Source organism: Nonomuraea sp. NPDC050404 (assembly GCF_040655495.1).
In the GTDB taxonomy this organism is placed as follows: Bacteria; Actinomycetota; Actinomycetes; order Streptosporangiales; family Streptosporangiaceae; genus Nonomuraea.
The window spans coordinates 209,230-233,334 of sequence record NZ_JBFAKB010000015.1; the positions used below are offsets into that span (position 1 = coordinate 209,230).

The 24,105-nt window shown below is 71.4% G+C and carries 19 protein-coding genes and 1 pseudogene; 8 read left to right on the forward strand and 12 right to left on the reverse strand.

Features of this window, described 5'->3' with window-relative positions; translation table 11 throughout:
• The first annotated feature begins 22 nt into the window (after positions 1–22).
• Both AB0I81_RS36700 and AB0I81_RS36705 read left to right on the forward strand, forming a co-directional pair.
• The gene (locus AB0I81_RS36700) at positions 23–667 is read left to right on the forward strand and encodes a TetR/AcrR family transcriptional regulator (protein WP_360666576.1); all 645 of its coding nucleotides are present in this window, start codon (positions 23–25) and stop codon (positions 665–667) included.
• Positions 664–1,806: an acyltransferase family protein gene (locus AB0I81_RS36705; RefSeq protein ID WP_360666579.1), complete on the forward strand. Its 1,143-nt coding sequence runs from the start codon at positions 664–666 to the stop codon at positions 1,804–1,806. Before AB0I81_RS36700 ends, AB0I81_RS36705 begins: the two co-directional genes overlap by 4 nt.
• Before the next feature lie 3 nt (positions 1,807–1,809).
• On the opposite strand, the gene AB0I81_RS36710 is transcribed toward AB0I81_RS36705, so the two are convergent.
• From AB0I81_RS36710 to AB0I81_RS36735, 6 genes are all read right to left on the reverse strand, one after another.
• Entirely contained in the window at positions 1,810–3,186 is a 1,377-nt protein-coding gene (locus AB0I81_RS36710) for a cellulase family glycosylhydrolase (RefSeq protein WP_360666583.1), read from the reverse strand.
• Positions 3,187–3,325: 139 nt separating this feature from the next.
• Positions 3,326–6,976, reverse strand: coding sequence for a hypothetical protein (locus AB0I81_RS36715; protein WP_360666586.1), 3,651 nt, complete (start codon positions 6,974–6,976; stop codon positions 3,326–3,328).
• Positions 6,977–7,017: 41 nt separating this feature from the next.
• On the reverse strand, positions 7,018–8,592 hold the full coding sequence (locus tag AB0I81_RS36720; RefSeq protein ID WP_360666588.1) for an ABC transporter permease: 1,575 nt from the start codon (positions 8,590–8,592) through the stop codon (positions 7,018–7,020).
• Positions 8,592–9,479: an ABC transporter ATP-binding protein gene (locus tag AB0I81_RS36725; RefSeq protein WP_360666591.1), complete on the reverse strand. Its 888-nt coding sequence runs from the start codon at positions 9,477–9,479 to the stop codon at positions 8,592–8,594. The genes AB0I81_RS36720 and AB0I81_RS36725 overlap by 1 nt, the downstream gene beginning before the upstream one ends.
• Positions 9,476–10,102 (reverse strand): TetR family transcriptional regulator, encoded by a 627-nt coding sequence (locus tag AB0I81_RS36730; RefSeq protein ID WP_360666594.1) that lies wholly within the window; start codon positions 10,100–10,102, stop codon positions 9,476–9,478. Before AB0I81_RS36730 ends, AB0I81_RS36725 begins: the two co-directional genes overlap by 4 nt.
• A 34-nt stretch (positions 10,103–10,136) precedes the next feature.
• Complete coding sequence (locus tag AB0I81_RS36735) at positions 10,137–10,787, reverse strand: TetR/AcrR family transcriptional regulator (protein ID WP_360666596.1); 651 nt, start codon at positions 10,785–10,787, stop codon at positions 10,137–10,139.
• 87 nt (positions 10,788–10,874) lie between these two features.
• Here AB0I81_RS36735 and AB0I81_RS36740 point away from each other — a divergent pair, with 87 nt between their 5' ends.
• Both AB0I81_RS36740 and pta read left to right on the forward strand, forming a co-directional pair.
• Positions 10,875–11,234: an SgcJ/EcaC family oxidoreductase gene (locus AB0I81_RS36740; protein ID WP_360666599.1), complete on the forward strand. Its 360-nt coding sequence runs from the start codon at positions 10,875–10,877 to the stop codon at positions 11,232–11,234.
• A 13-nt stretch (positions 11,235–11,247) separates the two neighbouring features.
• Positions 11,248–13,317, forward strand: a complete 2,070-nt coding sequence (gene pta / locus AB0I81_RS36745) for a phosphate acetyltransferase (RefSeq protein ID WP_360666602.1) — start codon at positions 11,248–11,250, stop codon at positions 13,315–13,317.
• A gap of 1 nt (position 13,318) precedes the next feature.
• Here pta and AB0I81_RS36750 read toward each other — a convergent pair whose 3' ends face one another.
• Complete coding sequence (locus AB0I81_RS36750; protein WP_360666605.1) at positions 13,319–14,596, reverse strand: acetate kinase; 1,278 nt, start codon at positions 14,594–14,596, stop codon at positions 13,319–13,321.
• A gap of 73 nt (positions 14,597–14,669) precedes the next feature.
• Here AB0I81_RS36750 and AB0I81_RS36755 point away from each other — a divergent pair.
• A pseudogene (locus AB0I81_RS36755) lies at positions 14,670–14,762 on the forward strand (hypothetical protein); the annotation flags it as partial.
• A 54-nt stretch (positions 14,763–14,816) separates the two neighbouring features.
• Positions 14,817–15,173 (forward strand): hypothetical protein, encoded by a 357-nt coding sequence (locus AB0I81_RS36760; RefSeq protein ID WP_360666862.1) that lies wholly within the window; start codon positions 14,817–14,819, stop codon positions 15,171–15,173.
• Here AB0I81_RS36760 and AB0I81_RS36765 read toward each other — a convergent pair.
• Positions 15,073–15,597, reverse strand: coding sequence for a hypothetical protein (locus AB0I81_RS36765; protein WP_360666607.1), 525 nt, complete (start codon positions 15,595–15,597; stop codon positions 15,073–15,075). The two genes, AB0I81_RS36760 and AB0I81_RS36765, sit on opposite strands and share 101 nt — an antisense overlap.
• 34 nt (positions 15,598–15,631) lie before the next feature.
• A complete protein-coding gene (locus AB0I81_RS36770) occupies positions 15,632–17,224 on the reverse strand; it encodes a hypothetical protein (protein WP_360666610.1) in 1,593 nt (530 codons plus the stop codon).
• A 170-nt stretch (positions 17,225–17,394) separates the two neighbouring features.
• Between AB0I81_RS36770 and AB0I81_RS36775 the strand changes: the two genes are divergently transcribed.
• Positions 17,395–18,678: an alpha-L-fucosidase gene (locus AB0I81_RS36775; protein ID WP_360666613.1), complete on the forward strand. Its 1,284-nt coding sequence runs from the start codon at positions 17,395–17,397 to the stop codon at positions 18,676–18,678.
• A gap of 134 nt (positions 18,679–18,812) precedes the next feature.
• Here AB0I81_RS36775 and AB0I81_RS36780 read toward each other — a convergent pair whose 3' ends face one another.
• From AB0I81_RS36780 to AB0I81_RS36790, 3 genes are read right to left on the reverse strand one after another with little or no spacing between them, the layout of a single operon-like run.
• Positions 18,813–20,591 carry a DUF2264 domain-containing protein gene (locus AB0I81_RS36780; protein WP_360666615.1) on the reverse strand — a complete coding sequence of 593 codons (1,779 nt, stop codon included), beginning with the start codon at positions 20,589–20,591 and terminating at the stop codon, positions 18,813–18,815.
• Between the two features lie 52 nt (positions 20,592–20,643).
• Complete coding sequence (locus tag AB0I81_RS36785; protein WP_360666618.1) at positions 20,644–21,666, reverse strand: LacI family DNA-binding transcriptional regulator; 1,023 nt, start codon at positions 21,664–21,666, stop codon at positions 20,644–20,646.
• Positions 21,659–22,450: a sugar phosphate isomerase/epimerase gene (locus AB0I81_RS36790; RefSeq protein WP_360666621.1), complete on the reverse strand. Its 792-nt coding sequence runs from the start codon at positions 22,448–22,450 to the stop codon at positions 21,659–21,661. The genes AB0I81_RS36785 and AB0I81_RS36790 overlap by 8 nt, the downstream gene beginning before the upstream one ends.
• Positions 22,451–22,626: 176 nt before the next feature.
• On the opposite strand from AB0I81_RS36790, the gene AB0I81_RS36795 reads away from it, so the two are divergent.
• A complete protein-coding gene (locus AB0I81_RS36795) occupies positions 22,627–24,084 on the forward strand; it encodes an extracellular solute-binding protein (protein WP_360666624.1) in 1,458 nt (485 codons plus the stop codon).
• Positions 24,085–24,105 lie beyond the last annotated feature (21 nt).

Sequence of the window (24,105 nt, forward strand, 5' to 3'; positions counted from 1 at the left end):
CCGGTCGCATTATTTTTTTACCATGCGGTCAGAAAGCGGCCCGGATGGTCAGAAGCGATCGTTCATCGAGGAGGCCCGGCGTACCCAGATCATCGAGAGCGCCATCGAGACGCTCACGGAGATGGGCTACGCCGGCGCCTCGCTGGCGCGCATCGCCGAGCGGGCCGGCACCAGCAAGGGCGTGATCCTCTACCACTTCGGCGACAAGAACGAGCTGGTGGAGCGGATCGTCGAGCAGATCTACCTCGACATCGCCCAGTACGTCGTCACGCGGACGGAGAAGGAGAGCACGGCGGCCGGCTCGCTGCGGGCCAACATCCGCGCGGTCGCCGCGTACATGCGGGGCCGCCGCGCCCAGCTGCTCGCCCTGCGAGAGATCAGGAACAACTTCCGTACCCCCGACGGCAAGCCGCGCTACGGCGTCGACTTCAACGAGCCGATCTATCAGGCGCGGGAGGAGTTGTTCCGGCGCGGCCAGCAGGAGGGCGAGTTCCGTTCCTTTAATCCTCGCGTGATGTCCGTCGCCGTGCAGTCCGCGATCGACGGCATGTTCGCCTACTGGGTGGCCAACCCCGACCACGACCTGGAAGCGCACGCGGACGAGCTCGCGGACCTGTTCGAGCACGCCGCCCGGACCGGACACCCTGGAGAAACGGCAGAGCGATGACCCCATCCACCAACGAGCTGACCGCGGCGCCCACCACGTCCTCTCGGCTCCTGCACGTCGACAACCTGCGCACCGTCCTGATGGCGCTCGTGGTGATCCACCACTCCGTGATCGCCTACAGCAACGTTCCCAGCTGGTACTACATCGAGCCGCCGGCCGACTCCTCGGCGACGATCCTGGACCTCTTACTCGTGTTCAACCAGGCGTTCTTCATGGGAGCCTTCTTCCTCATCTCGGCACTCTTCGTGCCGGGCTCCTACGACCGCAAGGGCGCCGGGCCGTTCCTGCGCGAGCGGCTGCTGCGCCTGGGAGTCCCGCTGCTGCTCTGGCTGCTGCTGCTCCGCCCCCTGGTGACCATCGGCAGGTACACCGCCGCGGCGGAGGGGACCGAGCTGCCCTACTGGCAGTTCTACCTGCAGTCGTTCACGCCGGGGCCGATGTGGTTCGTCGAGGTGTTGTTCGTCTTCAGCGCGCTCTACGTGCTCTGGCGGCTCCTGCCCGTCAACGGCCGGCGCACGGTCGTATCGCCTCCGGCCACGGGCCGGGCGCCCGGCGCTGTCGCGATCGTCGGGTTCACCGCCGGGCTGGCCCTGGTCACCTATCTGTGGCGCATCGCGGTGCCGATGGGGGAATCGTTGCTGGGCCTGCCCAGCCCCGCCTACCTGCCGCAGTACGCGGCGCTGTTCACGGTCGGCCTGATCGCGGCCCGGCGCGGCTGGCTACAGGGCCTGTCCAGGACGGCCGGCCGTGTCGGGTCCGGCATCGCGGCCGTCGCCGCGGTCGCGCTCCTGCTCGTCGTGGGCTCCGCCGAAGAGGCGGCCCTGGGCGGGGGAACCCTGCCGTCCCTGCTGCTGGCGATCTGCGAGTCGGCGTTCGCCGTCGGCATCATCCTCGGCCTGCTGACGTTCTTCCGGGCGCGCTTCGGCCACCAGGGACCCCGCCGCCGCTTCCTGTCGGCGCACGCCTACACCGTCTACGTCATCCACCCGGTCGTGGTGGTCGCACTGAACCACGCGCTCAGCGGCGTGCAGGCGCCCGCGATCGCGAAGGCCGCGCTGCTCACCGCCCTCGCGCTGCCGCTGTGCTGGGCGGCGGCGTACGCGGTGCGCGCCCTGCCGGGCGCCCGCAGGGTGCTCTGACGGTCAGGCCACCTGGCAGGCGGCTCCGTTGAGGGTGAAGGCGGCGGGTTCGGCGGTGTTGCCGGTGTGGGTGGCCTGGAAGCCCACGCTGGTCGAGCCGCCCGGCGCCAGATTGCCGTTCCAGGCGGCGTTGGTGGCGGTGACCTGCCCACTGGCCGGCGTGTACGTGGCGCCCCAGCCGCCGGTGATGACCTGACCGGCGGGCAGCGCGAACGCCAGCCGCCACCCGCTGGTCGCCGCCGCGCCGGTGTTGGTGATCGTGATGTTCGTGGTGAAGCCGCTGTTCCAGGCGTTCATCTCGTACGTCACGCGGCACCCGCCGGAAGGCGTGGGCGTGATCGTCGGCGTCACGGTGGGGGTGACGGTGGGCGTGACGGTAGGAGTGGGGCCGCCGTAGATGGTGGCCTCCCGCGCCGTGGCCTTGATGCCGTTGGCGCCGTTGAAGATCCGCTGTCCCCAGGTGGTCAGCCGGGTGCGGTCGAAGCTCGTGGCCATGTCCAGTATCGGGTCGGTGTTGCCGCTCCACGACCAGCCGAGGTAGCCGAGACCCCGGGAGTCCGCCTCGGACAGCAGCGTGTCGTGGTCGACCTCGCCGGTGTTGAACCGCCAGCCGAACTCGCCGATGACCAGCGGCCACCCGTTGGCCCGGAAGCGGTTGAGGTAGTCGGTGATGGCCGTGGCGGTGTTGAACACGGCGTACATGTGGATGGACAACACCGTGTTGCGCCGGCTGTCGGCGTTCAGGATGGTCTGGGCGTTGTCCCGCATGACGTACTGCCAGTCCTGGCCCCAGTTCGGCGCGTCGACCATGAGCAGGTGCTCGAAGCCGTTGGCGCGCATCTTCTGGATGGCGGCGGTGGTCGCGCCGGTCCACTGGCCGGCGTTGGTGTTGCCGATCGGTTCGTTGCCGATGTTGATGACGACGTGGTTCTCCTGGCCGACGAGCGCGCTCTTCTGGCCGATCCAGTAGTTGACCGCCTCGTCCAGCGACGCGGCGGCGCCCTCCTCGCCGTACCCGGTGGTGTCGTGCACCTCAAGGACGCAGATCAGCCGGTTCTGCTTGCACAGGGAGATCACCTGGGCGACGTCATTGGACGGGCCCCACCGCTTGCCGCTGCCCAGCACCACGCGCACGGTGTTGGCCCCGAGCGCCTTGATGTCGGCGAAGGAGCCGGTCTGGCCGGTGTACCAGACGTGCGGGTGGTTGACGCCGCGCATGACGAACTTCTGGCCGTTGGCCTCGACGATGTCCGTGCCGCTGACGCGCAGCCCCACGGCGGCGTGCGCGGGCCGGATCCCGGTGAGCATGACGGCGTACACCAACACGGCTGAGGCGACCAGCGCGGCGCCGGCCGCGGCGAACCAGGGCACGGATCTCATTTGAGAAAATGTAGGCAGAGCCGCGGCACCCGTACAGTCAGTCCGAGCCGCGCCGCCCCGGCGGAACCCCTCGCGTGCACGCTGAGCTGGCCGGACGATCTTTTCGTCGGCCAGCGCGCGATGAAATTTCCACGCCGGGTCATGGGCAGATCTGCCGGTACTCCTCCCCGTACACGTAGCGTTGCCACTCGGCGCGGGTCAGGGAGCGGCCCGCGTTGGCGCACACCGTGGCGGCGGGGTCGGCGGGGCGGGCGACGTCCCACAACCGCAGCGTCTTGTCGCCGCCCGTCGTGGCGATCATGGTTCCGTCGGGGCTGTAGACGATCCTGGCCACCGCCTGCGTGTGGCCCGTCAGCGGCGCGCCGATCTGCCGGAGGGTGGGCACGTCCCAGAGCCGCAGAGTGCGGTCCCAGGAGCCGGTGACCAGGGACTTCCCGTCAGGGCTGAAGGCCATGGCGGTGACGGCGTCGGTGTGGCCGGTCGGGATCGCGCCGATCGGGCGCTGGTCCGCGACGTTCCACAACTGCACCACGCTGTCGTCCCCCGAGGTGGCGAGCGTCCCGCCGTCGGGGCTGAAGGCCAGAGTGCCGGACCTGCCCTCCAGGTCGGCGGACAGCGGAACACCGATCGGGCGCCGCGTGCGCAGGTCGAAGAGCCGCACCGTACGGTTGGTGCCCGCCACGGCGAGGATGTCGCCCCGAGGGCTGAACAACTTCGCCGGAACGTAGTCGGTATGGCCGGGCACCCTCATGCGGGCTCCGGCCTCACGGTGGCCGGCGACGTCCCAGATCCCCATGGAGCCGCCCTTCACCCAGGCGGTGAGGAGCATGCCGTCGGAGCTCAGCTCCGCGCTCGCGGAGAGGATCGCCGAGGAGCCGATCTGCCGGCGGGTGGCGGTGTCCCACTGCCGCACGGAGCCGTCGGTGCTCGCCGTCGTGAGCGTCCTCCCGTCACGGCTGTATCTGATCAGGCGGACCGCGGCGAAGTCGTCGGGGGCCGGATCGTCCTTGGGGCGCAGGCTGGGAGCGGCTTCGCGCTGGGTGGCCACGTCCCAGAACCGGACGGCGGTATCCGGCTCGCCGGTCTTGAAGGCGACCTCGCCATCGGTGGAGGCCAGGGTTCTGCCGTCGGGGCTGAAGGCGACGTCGTACGTGGAGGGCAGCGCGGGACCGATCTGCTGGTGCACCCGCGGGTCCCACAGCCAGACCCTGCCGTCGATGTCGCCGGCCGCGAGAGTGCTCCCGTCCGGGCTGAACGCCACCTTCCGCACACTTGAACGCCTGCCCGTCAGCGGGGCGCCCACCAGAGTGCGGGTGGCGGTGTCCCACAACCTGGTCAGACCGTCCCGTCCGGCGGTGGCGAACCTCTTCCCGTCGGGGCTGAAGGCGACGCTCGCCAGCCCCGCGGCGATGTCGTGGGCCTGCAGCGCGTCGCCGATCTGCTCGTGGTCGGCGAGGTTCCACAACCGCATGGTGTTGTCCGCGCTCACCGTCGCGAGCGTCGTTCCGTCCGGGCTGAGGGACATGCCGTTGATGTCGCCGGTGTGCCCGGTGAGCGGCTTTCCGACCTGGCGGTGGGTGGCGGTGTCCCAGATCCGCACGGTGTCCCCCGCCCCGGCGGTGATCAGGTGCTTTCCGTCCGGGGTGAAGGCCAACTCCTTGATGGGGCGGCGGATTGACTTGTGGTCGGCCCGGCCGATGACGCCGCCGGCCCGGCGGCGGGTGGCGGTGTCCCACAGCTGTACGGTGCCGGCGGTGGAGGACGTCGCGAAGGTCCTGCCGTCGGGGCTGAAGGCCATCGCCGCCACCCCGTCCTTGACGTCCGTCGGGGAGCCCAGCCGCCGGCGGGTGGCGAGGTCCCAGAACACGACCTGCTTGATGCACGCCGTGGCCAGGACCTTGCCGTCCGGGCTGAAGGCCGCCTGGAAGCCGAGGACGCACAACAGCTCGGGATGCTTGATCGGGGCGCCGAGCTGCCGCCGGGACGCCCTGTCCCACAGCCGCACGACGCCGTCGGTGCTCCCGGTCGCGAGGGTCGAGCCATCGGGGCTGAACCGCAGCTCGGCGAAATCGCCGTCCTGCGCGGAGAAGACCCCCCGGTCCGCGCTCGCCGCCGCGTTCAGCAGGCGGAGCCTGGCGTCGGGCGTGTCATGGATCCGTTGGGCGGCCACGGCCAGCAGCGCGGACATCACCGGGTCGTCGGCGATCCCGCTCTGGGTGGCCAGATGGCGCGAGAGCACCTGCCGCCGCTGGTCGTCGGCGTTGCGGGCCGCGTTGACGGCGGTTACCGCGCCGACCAGCGCGAGCACCGACAACGTCGCCAGACCGGCCATGACCAGGGCGTTGCGGCGGCCGGCCCGCCGCGCCGCCCGGGCCGACGCGGCGACGAACCCCGTCACCGTGGGGCCCGGGGGCGGGAAGCTGCCGGGATCGCGGTCCCAGCGGGATTGGCTGTCCTGGACGGCCAGCAGCCGGGCGCCGCGGTAGAGGAAGGCACGATCGCGATGGTTCGCGAGCCACCGCTCGGCGTCCTCGACGACCTGGTCGTACACCACCTGCGCCGACAGGTCGGGTTCGAGCCACTGCCGCAGCGTGGGCCAGGCCGTCAGCAGGGCGTCGTGGGCGATCTCGGCGCTGTCCTCGTGCAGGGTGAGCAGCCGCCGATCGGCGAACGCCGACAGCAACTCCTCGATCTGCGCGCGCCGCTCGGCCGTCCGCGCGGAGGCGGCGGCGTGGATCCCGGCCGCCGTCACCCTGCGCCGCGCCAGCCGGCCGCCCGCCGTGATCAGCGTCATCCGCCGGAAGATCCGCAGCGCGGCCTTGCGGTCCTCCGGCGTCAACCCGTCGAGCACCTCGTCGGCGGTACGCGACACGGAGTCGTGCACCCGGCCGGACTCCTCGTAGCCGCGGATGGTCAGCCGGCCGTTCTCGCGCCACTCCCAGGTGTTGAGCAGGGCCTGCGACAGCAGCGGCAACGCGGCGGGCTCGAACCCGTCGCCGGCGCGCAGATCACTCAGGATGATCTCCACCAGGCCGGGTTCGACCTCCAGCCCCGCCGCGGAGGCGGGGCCGGTGATCGCCAGCCGCAGGTCCGGCTCCGTCATCGGCTCGACGATCACCTGGCCGTCCTGGATGGCCTCGGCGAACTGCGGGTAGGCGGCGCAACGGTCCCAGTAGTCCGCGCGCACCCCGATGACCACCGCCGCGCGCGGCGGCCCCTCGGCCATCGCCCGCAGGGCCCGTACGTACGCCTGGCGCTCCCGCTCGTCGGTCACGAGCGTGAATAACTCCTCGAACTGGTCCACCACCAGGACGAACCGGCCGACCCCCGCCAGCGCCGCCGCCGGGTCGTCACGCAGCGTCTCCCGCACCGTCTCCACCTGGCCGCCGTGCTCCCGCGCCCACGCCCCGGCCAGCGCGCCCAGGGGGTCGGCGGTCGGCGTGAGCAGCAGCCGCGGCCACGCCCGCGAGCCGGCCATCGGTAACAGGCCCGCCTCCAGCGCCGGTATCAGCCCGGCCCGCAACAACGACGACTTGCCCACGCCGGACGCGCCCGACACGAGCAGGACGCACCCATGGTCCACCAGTCGCGGCTCGAGGCGGTCCAGCAGGTTCCGTACCGCCCGGCGGCGGCCGAAGAACAGCTCGTGCCGGTCGCTCTCGTACGGCAGCAGCCCCTGGTACGGGCACCCTTCGCCCCGATCTCGCGACGACCGCCGCGGCCTGCCCGCCGCCTGCGCCCGCAACCAGGTCAGCGCCTGCCGGAGCCCACCCGCGCCCTCCTGCCCCATACCTCCCATTCTCCGTGATGTCCCCATCGGGACGGGCCGTTTCAGGCAGAGGGCATCAGGTCGCGGCGGCGCAGCGACGCCAGCCCCGCCACGGCCAGGACGGCGGCCACCAAGGTCAGCCCCAGCAGCGGCAAGACCGGCGACGAGGCGCCGCCGCCCAGCAGCAGCGCCGGCACGTGCACGAACGGCGAAAGGTCCAGGACGGCCCCCGTGGCCAGCTTGAACTCCGCCAGCAGGTCCACGACCAGGAAGAGGCCAAGCGCGGTCCAGCTCACGGCCGCCGCCAGCCGGGGCAGCAGCCCGAACAGCAGCGTCGCGATCCCGACCACGATCCAGACCGCGGGCAGGTAGGCCAGCGTGGCCCCGACGACGCGGGCCACGTCGCCGTCGTAGGTGAGCCCCGCCGCCGCGCCCAGCACGGCCAGCAGCAGCGCCGGGCTCACGATGGCGAACACCAGGTGACCCAGCGCCCAGCGCAGCCGGCCGACAGGGGCGGACAGCAGCAGCTCGGCCCGGCCCGCCCCCTCCTCGCCACGGGCGCGCAGCGCCGACACGAGGGCCGCCCCGGCGACGAGCTGGCTGAGCACGTACATCACGAAGGTGAAGAACACGTCGGAGATCCGGGCGTCGGCGCCGCCGATGGTCGCGGCCAGTTCCCGGAACTGCGGCGTGTCCACCTGGGCGTCCAGCCCGCGCGCGGCCACGCCCAGCAGGGCGCCCACGAAGCCGAAACCGATCGCGAAGCCCGCGAGCGTGCCCCGGTGCAGGCGGGCGGCCAGGCCGAAGGGGCCCGTCAGCGTCCCGCCGGCGGGTCCCGGACGGGCGGGCGTCAGAGCGCCGGCCACATCACGCCGCGTGGACAGCGCGAACGCGGCCGCCGCCAGAGCGGCGACGAATGCCACGCTCAGCCCCAGCACCCACCAATGGTCGCCGGCGTAGGGCCTGGTCAGCCGGACCCAGCCGAACGGCGACAACCACGCCGCCCAGCCGATGCCGCCGGCGTCGGCCAGCGCCCGCACCGCGAACAGCAGCCCGCCGGCGCCGACGGCCAGCCCGCGCGCCGTACCGGATGAGGCGGTGAGCTGCGCGGCGACGGCGGCCACGGCCGCGAACGACCAGCCGCCCGCGGCGGTGGACAACCCGAACAGCAGCGAGGACCCCGCGGGCAGGCCACCCGCGACCAGGGCGGGCACCGACAGCAGGCCCAGCAGCAGGTTGGCGGCCAGCACGACCGCGAGCGCGGCGGCCAGCGGGGCGTGACGGCCGATGACGCCCGAGGCCAGCAGCTCGCGCCGGCCGGTCTCCTCCTCGGCCCTGGTGTGCCTGATCACCAGCAGGATGCTGATCAGCCCGCCGATCAGCGCGAGGGACGAGCCGAGCGTCCAGGCGGTCAGGCCGCCGACGCTCGCGTCGTAGATGGCGCCGCGCATGGCCAGCTGCGCGGGGTTGCTCGCCGAGACCGCCGCGAAGGCGTCGCGGGCGGCCTGGTCGGAGTACAGGCCGGCGGTGGCGGAGGCGATGCTCGACGGCAGGAACGCGGTGATCGCGATCCACACCGGCAGCAGCACGCGGTCCCTGCGCAGGATGAGCCGGACGAGTGTCCAGGTGCCGGTCATCAGGCGGCCCCCTCGTAGTGGCGCAGGAACAGCTCCTCCAGCGTCGGCGGCTGCGTGGTCAGCGTGCGCACGCCCGCCCCGGCCAGCTCGGCGAGCACCGCGGTGAGCGTGCCGGCGTCCACCTGGCAGCGCACCCGCGTGCCGTCCGTGGTCAGGTCGTGCACGCCGGGCAGCGTGGCCAGGCCGGGCGCGGGCCCGATCAGCTCGGCGCTCACCGAGGTGCGGGTGAGGTGACGCAGGTCGGCCAGGCTGCCGGACTCGACGGTACGGCCGGCGCGGATGATGCTGACGCGGTCGCACAACGTCTCCACCTCCGACAGGATGTGGCTGGACAGCAGCACGGTGCGGCCGTCGCGCTTCTCCCGCAGGACGCACTCGTTGAAGACCGCCTCCATCAGCGGGTCCAGGCCCGAGGTCGGCTCGTCCAGCACCAGCAGTTCGACGTCGGAGGCGAAGGCGGCCACCAGCGCCACCTTCTGCCGGTTGCCCTTGGAGTAGGTGCGGCACTTCTTGCGCGGGTCGAGCTCGAAGCGTTCGAGCAGCTCGGCGCGCCGGGCGGGGTCCAGGCCGCCGCGTACCCTGCCCATCAGGTCGATGACCTCGCCGCCGGTCAGCGACGGCCACAGGGTCACGTCGCCGGGCACGTAGGCGAGCCTGCGGTGCAGCTCGGTGGCCTCGTTCCAGGGGTCGCCGCCCAGTAACGAGATCCGGCCGCCGTCGGCGCGCATCTGGCCCAGCAGGATGCGGATCGTAGTGGTCTTGCCCGCGCCGTTGGGGCCGAGGAAGCCGTGCACCTCGCCCGCCCTGACGGTGAGGTCGAGCCCGTCCAGGGCCCTGGTCCGGCCGAAGGTCTTGACCAGGCCGTCGGCGTGCACCGCGGCGCTCATCGGCGCTCCTCCACCTTCGCCAGGCCCGTCCGCGCCTCGTCGAACAGCTCACGGCCGAGGAACTCGGGTCTGATCAGGTCGAGCTGGGCCCTGCCGACGCGCGTCGCGCCCTGTGCGGCGTAGAGGTCCGTGCCGAGCGCGCGGGAGACGTGCTCGTGCAGCACCGTGATGCCCAGCTTCATGGCCGTCAGCACGGTCGCGCGGGCGCGGTGATCGGCCTCCGAGCCTTCGTCGTCGGCGAGATGTTGCTCCGTGACCCTGACCAGTTCGTCGAACATCGCGGCGGCGGCGGGGGAGCCGTCCACGAGCGCGCGGCCGAGGTACTTCATCAGGGGCGGCGCGGTTCGCTGGACGTTCTCGATGAATTCGGGCTTGCCCAGGTTGTGGTCGGTGACGCCCAGGGTGACCTGCTCGCGCAGGTAGCTGAGGACGTACTCGTCGCAGGACTGTCGCAGCGCCTCCTTGGTGCCGAAGTGGTGCTGCACCAGCCCGGGCGAGACCTTGGCGGCCTCGGCGATCCCGCGGATCGTGGTGGCCTTGACACCCTGCTCGGCGAACAGCGCCATCGCGGCGTCGCGGATGCGGGCGCGCGTTGTCAGATCCTCTTCAGTGATTGGTCGCACGTTCAGCAGTCTATACAGATGTATTGGTTGTTGTTCAAGCGTCCGGCCGATCCGTCCAGCGGCCCGTGAAGAGGATTTCGTCCGGCGGCGCGCCGGGCAGCGGGCCTGGGCCCGGTCGCAGCCCGTCGAGCGCTATCGCGATCAGCCGCCGGCGGGCCCCGGCGGCGGCGGGAAGCAGGTCGTCCCTGCCCTGCTTGCGAAGCTGGTCGACCACGGGGGAGCGCCCCAGTTGCTCGATGAGCAGCGAGATGTCCAGCGCGGTCACATCGGCGCGCAGGACGCCGGACTCGTGCGCCCGCCGTACCAGCGCATCGAGGAGTTCGTCGCCGCGGCGGGACTTCGTGCTCATCTCCTCGGTCACCTCGATGGCGCCGGCGATGGGCCCCAGTGAGCCCTGCCCGAACTCGATGCAGCCGCGGACGAACCCGGCCAGCCCGGCCCACGGGTCCGGATCGGCCAGGCCCTGCTCGGCGGCCTCGTTCCAGTGGTCGAGGGAGAGCAGGCTGAGCCGCTGGAACAACTCCTCCTTCGTCTGGTAGCGGCGGTAGAGGCTGCCGATGCCGACGCCCGCCCTGGCCGCGATGGCGGCGACGGAGGCGTGCACGCCGTCCTCGGCGAGCACGTCGCGTGCGGCCTGGAGCAACGCGCGGTCGTTGCGTTCTGCGATGTCTTTTCTAGTGCTCATCGCCACAAACCTACCAGTTGCGGAGCGAAACGCTCCGGTGTTACGTTTCTGGCGGAGCGAATCGCTCCGCTAATGAAGGAGAAGCACATGAACGCGGACATCGAGGCGATCGAGCAGGTCGTCCGCGACGCCGAGGACCTGCAGAACGACGTGGCCGGCTTCACCGGGCTGCTGACCGAGGAGGTGGCGCTGGTCAACTTCACCGGGATCCGGTTGCGCGGCCGTGAGCAGGTCAAGGAGGTGATGGCCAAGGCCCTGCGCACCCCGCTGAAGGACGTGCTGACCAGGAACGAGCTGCTCGGCGTGACGTTCCTGCGGCCGGACGTGGCGCTGGCCCACCTGATCAAGCACGTCAACGACGGGCGGACGGGAGCGCTGACGTTCGCGCTGGTCAAGGAGGACGGCGACTGGCGGATCGCGCTGGCACAGACCACCCCGGTGGCCTGACCACAATGGGGGTATGACGCGTGCTGTGTACGTCGCCGCAGGTGAGGCGAGAAGCAACAAGGCGACGGTAGCCCTGGGCCTGGTGGAACTGCTGTCCCGGCAGGTGGAGACCGTGGGGGTGTTCCGGCCGGTGGTGCGGGCGGGCCGGCAGGACGCCCTGATCGACACTATCCGGAGCAGGTTCCAGCTCGCCCTGCCCTACGAAGCCTGCGCGGGTGTCACCTATGACGAGGTGCACACCGACGTGGAGCGCGCGGCCGGGGACGTGGTGGCCCGCTACCGCGCCCTGGCCGCGCGGTGTGACGCGGTGGTGGTGATCGGCACCGACTACACGGACGTGGGGGCGCCGACGGAGTTCGGGTTCAACGCCCGGCTGGCGGCCGACCTGGGCACGCCCGTGATCAACGTGGTGAGCGGGAGGGAAAGGACGGCGTCACAGGTCGCCGCCGCGGTCGAGCTGTCCTCCAGGGAGCTGGCCCAGCATCATGCCCGCGAGCTCGCGGTCGTGGTCACCCGGGCCGCCGAGCCGTTCACGAACGCGCACCCGACACCGGTGTTCGTGTTGCCGGAGACCCCCTCCCTGCGCGCACCGACCGTGGCCGACCTGCTTGACGCGTGCGACGGCCGGTTCTTCCTGGGCGAACGCGACGGGTTCGGCCGGGAGGCCGGCGCGCTGATGGTGGGAGCCATGTCGCTGCCCGGCATCCTCGACCGCCTCACCGAGGGCGCCGCCGTGATCATCCCGTTCGACCGGGCCGCCGCGCTGCTGCCCGGCCTGATCGCCGCGCACTCGTCGCCGTCCTTCCCGGCCCTGTCGGCGGTGGTGGTGACCGGGGGGACGGATCTCCCGGCTCCGGTGGAGCGGCTGTTGCGCGGCATGGAGATCCCGCTGCCGGTGATCGCCACCGACCACGACACCTTCGCCACCGCTATGCGCCTGTCGCAGGTGGAGGGCCGGTTCACGCCCGAGGCGGGCGGGAAGATCGACACGGCGTTGCGGCTGTTCGCCGAGCACGTGGACGGCCGGACGCTGCTGGAGCGGCTGGACATCGCCAAGACCGACGTCGTCACGCCGCTCATGTTCGAGTACGAGCTGCTGGACCGGGCCCGCGCCCGCCGCCGGCACATCGTACTGCCCGAAGGTGAGGAGCCGCGCATCCTGCGCGCGGCCGACATCCTGCTGCGCCGCGGGGTGGCCGAGCTCACCCTGCTCGGCGACGAGGAGCGCATCCGGGTGCAGGCCGCGCAGCTCGGCCTGGACCTGGCGGAGGCCAGGGTGCTCAGCCCGTTCGACCCGGAGCTGCGCGAGCGGTTCGCCCGCGAGTACGCCAGTGTCCGCGCGCACCGCGGCATGACCGTCGAACTGGCCCGCGACACCGTCACCGACGTCTCCTACTTCGGCACGCTGATGGTGCACACCGGCCTGGCCGACGGCATGGTCTCGGGCGCGGCGCACACCACCGCGCACACGATCAGGCCGGCGTTCGAGATCCTGCGCCTGGGCCTGGTCTCCAGCGTGTTCTTCATGTGCCTGGCCGATCGGGTGCTGGTGTACGGCGACTGCGCGGTCAACCCCGACCCGAGCGCCGAGCAGCTCGCCGACATCGCGATCGCCTCGGCCGGCACCGCGGCGCGGTTCGGCGTCCAGCCCAGGATCGCCATGTTGTCGTACTCGACCGGCTCCTCCGGCGCCGGCGACGACGTCGACAAGGTACGCGCCGCCACCGACCTGGTCCGCGAGCTCCGTCCCGGCCTGCAGGTGGAAGGACCGATCCAGTACGACGCCGCGGTGGACCCCGCCGTGGCCAGGACCAAGATGCCCGGCAGCCAGGTGGCCGGGCGCGCCACCGTCTTCGTGGTGCCCGACCTGAACACCGGCAACAACCTGTACAAGGCCGTCCAGCGCAGCGCGGGCGCGGTCGCGGTGGGGCCGGTGCTGCAGGGGCTGCGCAAACCGGTCAACGACCTGTCCCGTGGCGCCACCGTGGCCGACATCGTCACCACCGTCGCCGTCACGGCCGCGCAGGCGCACGACGAGCCGACGCCCCTCGACGAGACGCTGCTGGAGACGGCGCGGAGCTAGGTCAGAGCAGCAGGAGGGTTTCGCGGGCGATCTCCCACTCCTCGTCGGTGGGGATGACCAGGACGGGTACCTCGGCGCCGGAAGGAGACACCGCGCGCTCCCCGGCCAAGGCGCTCCCGTTGAGCGCCTTGGCCGGGGGGTGCTCGTTGGGCGTCCCGGCCGGAGAGCTCTCGTTGAGCGCGTCGGCCGGCGAGTTCTCGTCGAGCGTCTCGGCCGGAGTGCTCTCGTTGAGTGCCGGGTCCACGACGATGCCGAGCCGGTCGAGGCCGGCCAGGGCGGCGGCTCGGGTGGCGGCGTCGTGCTCGCCCACCCCGCCGGTGAACACGATCGCGTCCACCCGCCCGAGCAGCGCGTAGTAGGCGCCGACGTACTTGCGGATCCGCCGCGTGTAGACGGCCAGCGCCAGCCGGGCCTCATCGTCGTCGCGCCCGCGTACCTCGCGCATGTCGCTCGACCCCGTCAGCGCGAGCAGGCCGCCCCGATGACTGAGCGCGTGCTCCACCTGCTGGGCGTCCAGGCCGTCGGCGCGGCCGAGGTAGCCGGCGATGGCGGGATCGACGTCGCCGGAGCGGGTGCCCATGACGAGCCCCTCCAGCGGCGTCATGCCCATGGAGGTGTCCACGCTGCGCCCGCCCGAGACGGCGGTGGCGCTGGCGCCGTTGCCCAGGTGCAGCACGATCAGGTTCAGCCCGGCCAGATCGCGGCCCAGGACGGCCGCGGCGCGGCGGGAGACGTAGGCGCACGAGGTCCCGTGGAAGCCGAAGCGCCGCACGCCCAGCTCGCGCCACTCGCGCGGCACCGCGTACGTGTACGCCTCGGGCGGCAGCGTACGGTGGAACGCGGTGTCGAACACGGCCACCTGCGGCACCCCGGGAAACGCTTCGCGCGCGAGCCTGATCCCGGTCAGGTTGACCGGGTTGTGCAGGGGCGCGAGCGGCGCCAGCTCCTCGATGGCGGCGATGACCCCGTCGTCGATGAGCACGGCCTCGGTGAATCTCGTGCCGCCGTGCACCACCCGGTGCCCGACCGCGGCCGGGGCCAGTTCCGGTCCCGCCGTGCCGAACGCCTCCATCATCGCCGCCAGCCCCTCGCCGTGGCCGGGGAAGGGCCGGTCGCGGACGTACGGCGGCTCGTCGCCGCTGTGGTGCGTGAGCCGCCCCTGCTCCTGCCCGATGCGTTCGATCAGGCCCTTGGCCGAGCGTTCACGGGTGTGCGGGTCCACGAGCTCGTACTTGATGGAAGAGGAGCCCGTGTTGAGTACGAGAATGCATTCGGCCATGCCCATGAGCTTATTTCCGTACGAGCGGCCACTCATGGCTCCTTGACACCGGGTTGGGCCGAAGGTCCGCCGCGGCGGTGCCGTGCACCGGATCCCGGCGGCCGAGGTGGTGCCGGGAGACGTGATCGAGGTGGCGGCGGGCGACCGGGTGCCCGCCGACGCCCGGGTGGACGAGACGGCCGTGCTGACCCTCGTGTTCGCCCGGCTCACCCTCGCCTACGTGGCCAGGGCCCGGCGGTGGACCTTCGAGCGCGGCTGGTGGCGGGGCCGGGCGGTGCTGCTCGCCGTCGCCGGCACCGCCGCGTTGCAGGCGCTGGTCACGCTGGCGCCGCCACTCGGCGCGCTGCTCGCCCTCAGCCCGATCCCGCCGCTGGGCTGGGCCGGCCGCGGGCGCCGCCGTGCTGACGCCGTTCCTGTGCGACCTCGTCCAGTGACGGGGGCGGGCGTCCGGGGGGGCGTCCGGATAGGCCGGGTGCTCACGCCGTCCGCTCCGCCGTCATGCGGAACTTGGCGCGGTCCCACCGGTAGGTCTGCTCGACGGTCAGATCGGGACAGCAGTTGGGGGCGCGGTCGCTGACCACCTTGCCGTGCAGGCGAACCTGCCCGCCGCCGAGCGTGACCTTCATGGACTTGAAGTAGCGGTTCTCGCCGAGCTTGCCGAGCAGGCGGGGCTCCGGGGACTTGGCGGCTCCGTCGTAGACGAAGGCGATCAGGGGGTTGCTCGACGTCGGGCTCGGGCACGACGACACGACGACGGTCTCGCGCCGGCCGTCGCCGGTGAGATCGCCGGTGGCAGCGACGCGGGCGCGCACGACGTACCAGTCGTCACCCGGCCGGGGTTCGAGGCAGCCCAGCTCCGGTTCCACCACGGACGCCCAGTCGGTCGCGGCGCCCGCGGCGGCGACGCCTCCGGTCAGGACCGTCGTCAGGGCGGCGGTCAGGGCGGCGGCGCCGGCCCGGATGGCGTATCGGCTGCTCGTACGTTCGGATAGTGACCTCATAGTCACTCAGACGCACGAGATCTTGGAAATGTTTTCACCGGGCCGGCGCTTCCGCCCCGTCGCGCAGCCGGTCCAGGAGCTGGGCCTGGTAGAGCGAGGGTGGCAGCAGGCCCGCCTGGCCGGTCCCCTCGATGTAGCCCGTGGGCTGCTGGAAGGGGCCGTCGCCGGTCACCGTGCCGTGGCAGCCGATGGCGTAGTTCTGCGCGGTCGGCGGCTTCTGCACGATGAGCCGGCTGGTCGACACGTCGCAGTTCCAGGCCACCGAGTGGGCCGCGGACCAGCCGTGCGAGGTGCCGTAGCGGCCCCGGTTGTACAGGCCCAGGGTGTAGTCGTAGTGCGGGTCGATGTCCCTGTGGCCGTCGAACAGCAGCCCCTGTGACCAGCGGCGATGGCCCTCGCTGGAGTTGAGCGCGTATTCCGCGGTGCCGCGCAGGAAGACGATCCCCGACACGGTGCTGTGGCCGTTGGAGACGAACGCGTGCCTGGCCTTGTAGGCGTGGCAGTCGCGGAAGAGGACCTGCTGGGAGTAGGTGTAGGTGTTGAAGTTGTAGCGCCGGCTGCCCGTGACGAGGCTGACCGGGTCGATCGCGCGGCAGTTCCGCACCGTGGCGCGGGTGGTCTCCTGGGTGGCCACCCCGGCCTGGGTGAAGTGCAGCAGGGTGCAGTCCCGTACCCAGGAGTCCTCGGTCCGCAGCAGCACGATCGCGTTGTAGGCGTGGTCCTCGTCCTGATCCGGATCGCCGTGGTACTCGATGTCCACCCGCAATCGTTCCACGCCGACCTCGGTGACGAGCCCGGCCCGGTCCCACTTGTAGAGGAAGGAAGGGGAGTGGGCGCGGTTGAGGTGGTTGAAGACCGGCACATCGATCTTCACGACATTCCCCGAAATATCGCGTATGTAGCGGTTGTAGCTGATGGGCTGCTCGTCCACCCGCCACGGCGGCCCCACGTCGTGGCCGCCGTAGTCGATGGCCCTGAGCCACTCCTCCGTACAGGGGTGCCGGATGACGATGTTGTCGCCCGGCCGCAGCGCGCCCGGGTTCGCCACCGCGAACTGCCGCGACCCCACCTGCACGAACTCGGTGGTGATGTCGGTACGGGTGCCGGGCACCTCGCCCGTCCAGCCGCCCCCGGCCGCGCCGCCGGCCACGATCACGTCGCGGTCCTTCGGGTTGTTGCCGGTCGCCTTGATGATGGTGTCGCGCGCCGGGTCCGCGCCGTCGCCGGAACCCCGCAGGACGGTGCCGCTCGCGCGGACGTACAGGGTGCCCGCGACCGGATAGACGCCGGGCAGCAGGAGCAGGGCCCCGCGCCGCGCGCGGGGCAGCGCGCCGACGGCGTCCAGTGCCGCCTGGGTGTGCGCGGTGTTGTCGCCCTCGACCGGCCGCAGCGTCGTGACCACGCGGACGTGCGGGATCGGCCGCTCGCCGTTGTGGTATCCGGCGTGGCTGAAGTCGGGGACGCGGTTGCCCTCGGCGTCCTGCTCGTAGACCAGCCGCCCGCGCCGGTCGTAGTGCACCAGCCGGGACTGCCAGCCGGGCGTCGCACCCACCGGGCCGGCGGTCGCCGCCAGCGCCAGGGCTCCACCGTCCGCGAGTAACGCGCGCCTGCTGAGGTCGTGTGCCAATTCACTGCCTCCTTGCATCCAAGAGGTAGGAGGAATTCGCGTCCCCGGTGCCGACGACGGCAAGGTCTGCGAATCGGTGCCCGGCTGTCCTAGGAGTGCCTTGAGCCTAGGTGGGTGGCCATCGCAATTCAATTCTTGACGAAGATAAATGTCCGGTTTACGGTACGGCCATGCCCCAAGCTTCGGCGATTCATCCGATCTCTGCCGCACGACTCACCGAGTTCCGGGAACAAAGGTTCGGTCTGTTCATCCACTGGGGGCTGTACGCGCTCGCCGCCCGCCACGAGTGGGTCAAGCAGCGCGAGCTCCTCACCGACGAGCAGTACCAGCCCTACTTCGACAACTTCGACCCCGACCTGTTCGACCCGGACGCCTGGGCGCGGGCAGCCTCGGACGCCGGGATGCGGTACATGGTCCTGACCACCAAGCACCACGACGGGTTCTGCCTGTGGGACTCGGCCCTGACCGACTACTCGGTCGCGAACACGCCGCACGGCAAGGACCTGGTCGGGCCGATCGTCGACGCGTTCAAGGCACGCGGGCTGGGGGTGGGCTTCTACCACTCCCTGATCGACTGGCACCACCCCGACTTCCCGATCGACGGCCTGCACCCGGCGTTCACCGGGGAGTTGCCCGAGGACGGCCGGAACATCGAGGTCTACCGGGCGTATCTGCACGGCCAGGTCGAAGAGCTGCTGACCCGCTACGGCCGGATCGACACCATGTGGTTTGACTTCTCCTACTCCACCAGGATCAGGGACGGCAAGCTCACGCCCGGTGGCAAGGGCGCGGCCGACTGGCGCTCCGAAGAGCTGGCCGCGCTGGTCCGCCGGCTGCAGCCGGACGCGCTGATCAACAATCGCCTGGAGATCCCGGGCGACTTCGTCACGCCGGAGCAGTACCAGCCGCCCACCCCGCCGGCCGAGGTGTGGGAGGCGTGCCAGACGCTCAACGGAAGCTGGGGCTACGACCGGGACAACCTCGACTACAAGTCCGTGGACCTGCTCGTGCGCATGCTGGTCGACACCGTCTCCAAGAACGGCAACCTGCTGCTCAACGTGGGGCCCAACGGGCGCGGCGAACTCGACCCGCGAGCGCTGGAGACGCTGCGGGGCATCGGGGAGTGGATGCGGCTGCACGGCCGTTCCATCTACGGCGCCGGGCCCAGCACGTACGAGGCGCCGCAGGACTGCCGCTACACCCAGCGCGGCGACCGGCTCTACGTGCACCTGTACGCCTGGCCGTACCGGCACCTGCACCTGCCGGGGCTGGCCGGGAAGGTGCGTTACGCGCAACTGCTGAACGACGCCTCCGAGATCCGCCCCCTGAACCCCGACCCGGCCAGGGACACCGGCAACACGAAGCTGGGCGCCCTGCCGCCCGGCACCCTCACCCTGCAACTGCCGGTGCAGCGCCCGGACGTGGCGGTGCCGGTGATCGAGCTCTTCCTCTGACGGGAACCACCCGGACGGGCAGGCCCACGCAGCGGCCCTGCCCGTCCCCCGGGTGGCCCTGCCCGTCTCCCGGGCGGCGCCGCCCGGCTGCTCCTTCACCGCGAACCTTGGCCGCGAATCTTGGACGCGAGCCTTCATCGCGAACCTTTATCGTGAGCGACCAGGGGCTCGATGGATGACCACGCGGGAGGCTCCGGCCACGAAGCCGAGCCCGTGCCCTCCAGCCCGAGCACCGCGCAGGCCAGCAGATGCTCACCGGGCGGCAGGTCCCCCTCCAGCGTGGGGATCGTGGTGCGCGGGGCGAACACGTTGGTGCCGGGCAGGGCCTTGACCAGCGTTCCCTCCCGCTGCCCGATCAGGTCCTCGATCACGCAGAGGCCGAGCGGCGAGTCGAGCCTGGCGTGACCGGGACCGGTGCCGACCCGGGTGGGCGGCCGGTCCCGGTCCACCGCGAAGGCGCCCTCGGCCGTCCGCAGCGCCCGCCCGGTCCTGATCCGGTGCACCCGCACGTGCCACGGGGGCCGCGCCACCAGCCAGGTCTCGATCTCCACATCGTCCCAGGGCGTCCAGCGCACGTACAGCACGCCGTCAGTGGAGGAGGGGTCGTGCGGCATCTCGCAGGGCCGCCAGTGCTCGCCGTCCTCGCTGAGCGCGAGCGTGTTGTCGAAGGCGCCCTGCTCCAGCCCCAGCGTCCCGGCGGGCACGCTGAAGCCGAACCGCGTGGAGTAGGCGAACTTGGCGTACTTGGCCGCGCCGTGCCGCGCCCCCCGGTTGCGCTGCCCCGCGCTCAGCAGCACCACGTGCCGTCCCTCCTCGCAGCGCATCAGCGCCACGCCGGCCTCCGGCTGCGTGCTCACCTCGGGCAGCGCGGGCGCCTGCGCCTCCTTGGCGGTCCAGAACGGGTGCCCGGCGGGCAGCGCGAGCGGCAGGAACGCCTTCATGGCCCAGTACGGCGAGCCGGGCGCGTTGTACTGCTCGGCCAGGTGCGGCTGGGGGTAGCCGTAACCGATGGTGAGCAGCCCGGCGCCGTCGCGGATCGGCCGGTCGGCCCACCAGCGCAGGTTCCGCAGCAGGTGCCCCTTGGTCACCTCCCACGGCAGCGCCTCGACCCCGGCGAAGGCCAGCGCCCCCCAGAACGCCGACTGCGCGAAGCGGTAGGTCAGGCTCCTGCCGAACGGGACGGCGACCCCCTCGCTGGTGAACCAGTGCTGGAAGTCCTGGGCGAACGCCGCGGCCCGCTCGCGGAATCGCCCGGCCCTGGCGGGGTCGTCGCCGAGCGCCGCGTAGATGAGCCCGTAGTAGTGCATGGCGAACGGGATGTAGTAGTCGCGCTGCCAGGTCGGCCCGTCGGAGTACCACCCGCGCCCGAGGTCGAACCGCTCCAGCCGGTCGAGCCTGGCCGTGTTGGCGTCCTCGTCGTGGGCGACCCCGACGCGGCGCAGCCCCAGCCCCACCATGACCGGGAAGAACAGCCAGTTGTTGTTGTTCGGCTCAACGGTGACCGCGTGCCGCAGCCAGGCGGCCACCGTGTCGCGCTGCCGGCCGGTCAGCGGGTCCCAGACCTGCTCGGGGGCCAGGGCGAGCGCGAGGCCGATGGCGGCGGTCTCGACCAGCCGCTGGTTCTTGTCGAAGACCTCGCCCCAGTGGCCGGGGTGGCCGGGGTCGGTTCCGGCGGCGAGCCCGGCCCGCCACAACTCCCAGTGATCGAACCTCCCGCCGCCGGCCGCCAGCGGCGCCAGCCCCCACAGCGGGCGTGCGAACGCTTCCAGCTCGGACGCCGCCCGGTCGTAGTGCGCCGTGCTGAATCCCAGCCGCAGCGGCCTCTCGTCCTGGCCGAACCGGGAGATCAGCGGCGCGACGAGGTCCCGTACCTGACGCTCCAGGTCTTCCCGGTCGTTCAAAGGCGTGTCCACAGGCTTCCTCTCATCCGTGCGAAAGCGCTTTCACACGGCAGGGTTCCCGCGATCACCCTCTCTTGTCAACACCCGGAGGCGCGGTGCTGTCACGTACGTGCAGCTCCATCGGCAGGTACACCGGCTCCCCGTCGTGCCCCACGGTCATGAGGCTCTCCAGCATCTCGGCGGCCTGTTCGCCCAGCCGTCCCCGGGGCACCGAGACCGTGGTGAGGCTGGTGTGCGCCACGTGATCGAGCTCGATGTCGTCGAACCCGACCACCGACAACTCCTCGGGGACCCGCACCCCGAGCTCGCGCATCCGGGTCAGCGCCCCCAGGGCCACCAGGTCGTTGTAGGTGGTGAGCGCGGTGGCGCCGGTGCCGGCCACGTCGGCGGCGGCCTCGTACCCGCAGCGGCTGGTGGACCCGCAGGGCAGGATCGTGACGGACAGGCCGAACGCCTTGGCCGCCTCCAGCGCCCTGATCCGCTCGGAGTTGGCCCAGGACGCCTCGGGCCCGCTCAGGTAGGCGACCCGGCGGTGCCCCAGCTGCGCCAGGTGGCCGCAGATCAGCATCATCCCGCCGAAGAAGTCGGCCGAGACCGCCGGCGCGGCGATGCCGGGCACGATCCGGTCGAGCAGCACGAGCGGATGGTGCCGGGCGGTCAGGGCGGCCAGGTCGGCGCGGTTCATCCGGGAGGAGCAGAGCAGCACCCCGTCGCAGCTGCGCATCAGATCCTCGACCAGGTCGTGCTCGACCGAGGGATCCTCGTCGGACTCCATGACCATGACGCGCCGCCCATGGGCGCGGGCGACGCCGGAGACGGCCTTGAGCACCTCGGGAAAGTAGGGATTGGCCAGGTCGGGGACCAGCACGCCGATGGTGCCCCACTCCCCGCGGGCCAGCCCCTGCGCCGCGGCGTTGGGCCGGTAGCCCAGCTGCCTGACCGCGTCGTGGACCCGCGCCGCCAGCGCGGCGTCGACCTTGGCGGTGCCGTTGAGCACGCGGGAGACCGTCGAGGCCGACACCCCCGCGGCCTCCCCGACGTCGCTGATCGTCACCCGGACCTGGCGGCCCTCCCGGGAGTTACGCACCCGCCGCTCCCGGGAGCAGTCTGCGCAGGTGGCCCAGGTCCCTGCGCACGGCCGCCACCGGGTCGGCCGCCGGGTAGTGGACGTGCAGGGACAGCGCCCCGGTGTAGCCGCGGGCGCGCAGCCCGGGAAGGATCTCGGGCCAGGGCACCACGCCCCCGTCCGCGAACGGCTGCCACTCGCACACCCAGCCGTCCGCGGCGGATCGCCAGACGGCGTTCTTCACTCCCATGCAGGCCATCCGATCACCCAGCAGGTCGACGTTGAGCGCCCATGCCTCGCTGCCCTCCTTGGCCTGGTTGCCGGGGTCGGCGTAGAAGCGCACGTCGTTCAGGTCGCCTGCGAGTGCGAGGGCGAGCGAGGCGGACGGATGGATCGTACCGTGATGCAGCTGGAGCGCCAGATTTACGCCGTGCCGGGCGGCGAGGCCGTGCAGGCGGGCCAGCGCGGCCCTGGACTCCTCCAGCAGGCGGCGGTATCCGGCGGCGGGGTCGTACCGGTAGAAACCCACCCGCACGAGGGGGACGCCGCTCTCGCCGCAGGCCGCGATGAGGCGATCGGCGTCCGCACCCGCGTCGAGCAGGTCCGTGGTGACCACGTCGAGAGTGAGCCCGCGGCGACCGAGTTCCGCGGCGACGGCGGCGATGCCGGCGGGGTCGGCGGGGCCGACCGTCTGCCCCTCGCGCACGAGAAGGTCCGCCCCGTCCGCGCCCACCGAGGCCACGGTCTCGGCCAGCAGGGGAGCGTCGATACGGCCGAAGGGCTTGGTGAAGGCGAGCAGGCGCACGCGGACTCCTCTGGCTGAAAGCGCTTGTTGAAATCAGGGTCTGCAAGCGAGCATCGCTTTGAAATCGCTTTCTCACAAGCCTTGAACCGCGTTGTGACGCAGGTTACTCTCGACCCACTCTCGGGCAAGCGCTTACCCGTCGCCCCTCTGGCCTCTGCCCCCTTTGGGAGGGCTCCATGAAACCTCATCGGCCCGGCACCACAGCGATGATCACGGCAGTCCTGACGTCACTGCTCGTGGCGGCCTGCGGCACGTCCGGCACCGGCGGCCGCGGTGACAACTCGCAGACCACGCTGCAGATCTGGGACTTCTCCGCCGAACAGGTGAACTTCCACAAGGACGTCGCCGCGCAGTTCACCAAGGAACATCCCGGCATCAAGGTCGAGTGGCGCTCGATCACCCAGGCCGACTACATGAAGACGCTGCCGCTGGCCTTCCAGAGCAACCAGGCGCCGGACATGTTCTACTGGAACGCCACCGGGCTGTCCCAGCTGATGGACCAGAAGTGGATCAAGCCGCTCAGCCCGGACGGGACCGTCCCCGCCGATTTCACCAAACGCTGGCCGGACGGGTCCTTCCTGGAAGGCATCAACATGCAGGACGGGAAGACCTACGGCTTCCCGTTCTCGGAGAACGTGTACTGGGGCTCCGGCTACATGTTCCTCAACAAACAGGTCTTCCAGCAGGCCGGGCTGGACGTCGGCAAGCCGCCCAAGACGTGGACCGACCTCAGGAACGCCTGCGCGCAGATCACCTCCAAGACCGAGGCGGAGTGCATCGCCGCCCCCACCAAGGGGGAGGACATGCAACGCATCTGGTACGGGCTGGTCAGCAGCGTCTCGACGGATGAGTTCTTCGACTACAAGACGGGCAGGTTCAACCTGACCGACCCGGGAGCGCTCAAGACCTTCGCCTTCATCCAGGAGCTCAACAAGGCCGGCTACCTGGCGCCGGGCACCAACGACAAGAACTTCTCCCGTCAGCAGTTCGCCGCCGGGCAGGCCGGCATCTTCTTCGACGGCACCTGGACGCCGAGCGTGTGGGCCGGCCAGGGCTTCGGCAGCGACAAGTACGTCGTGGCGCCGCGCGTGAACCCCGACGACGGCCAGACCGGCGCCGCCGGCCGCAACTACGACGGCAACAAGTACTGGGTCAGCTCGCAGACCGAGCATCCCGAGGCCATGTGGACGTTCATCCAGTGGATGACCGACCCCGACGGCTACTTCGTCAAGCAGTACTACAAGAACGCCTTCGGCACGCTGGCCTACGTCGACAACCAGAAGATGGTCACCGACCCGGCGCTCAAGCAGATCATGCGGATCGGCGCGCAGCCGGGTTACCGCGTCCAGCTTCCCGTGCCGCTGCTCAAGTGCCCGGACATCGCCAAGTCCAAGGCGTACGTCAACGCGCTGGCCAAGAGCCCCGACGGGGAGTGGGAAGCCATGGGCGAGGCGCTGGTCGGCGGCAAGCCGCTGGCCTCCGTGGGCGCCGCCATCGTCAAGCAGCGGCAGGCCGCCCTTGAGGAGGGACTGAAGCAGGAGGCGGCGGCCGGCCTGAAGGTGTCGATGGACTGTTACACCTTCCCCGACTGGGACCCCACCGAGGACTACACCTCGGACAAGTACCGAAGCTGACCCCCGACGGCGAGGACAACC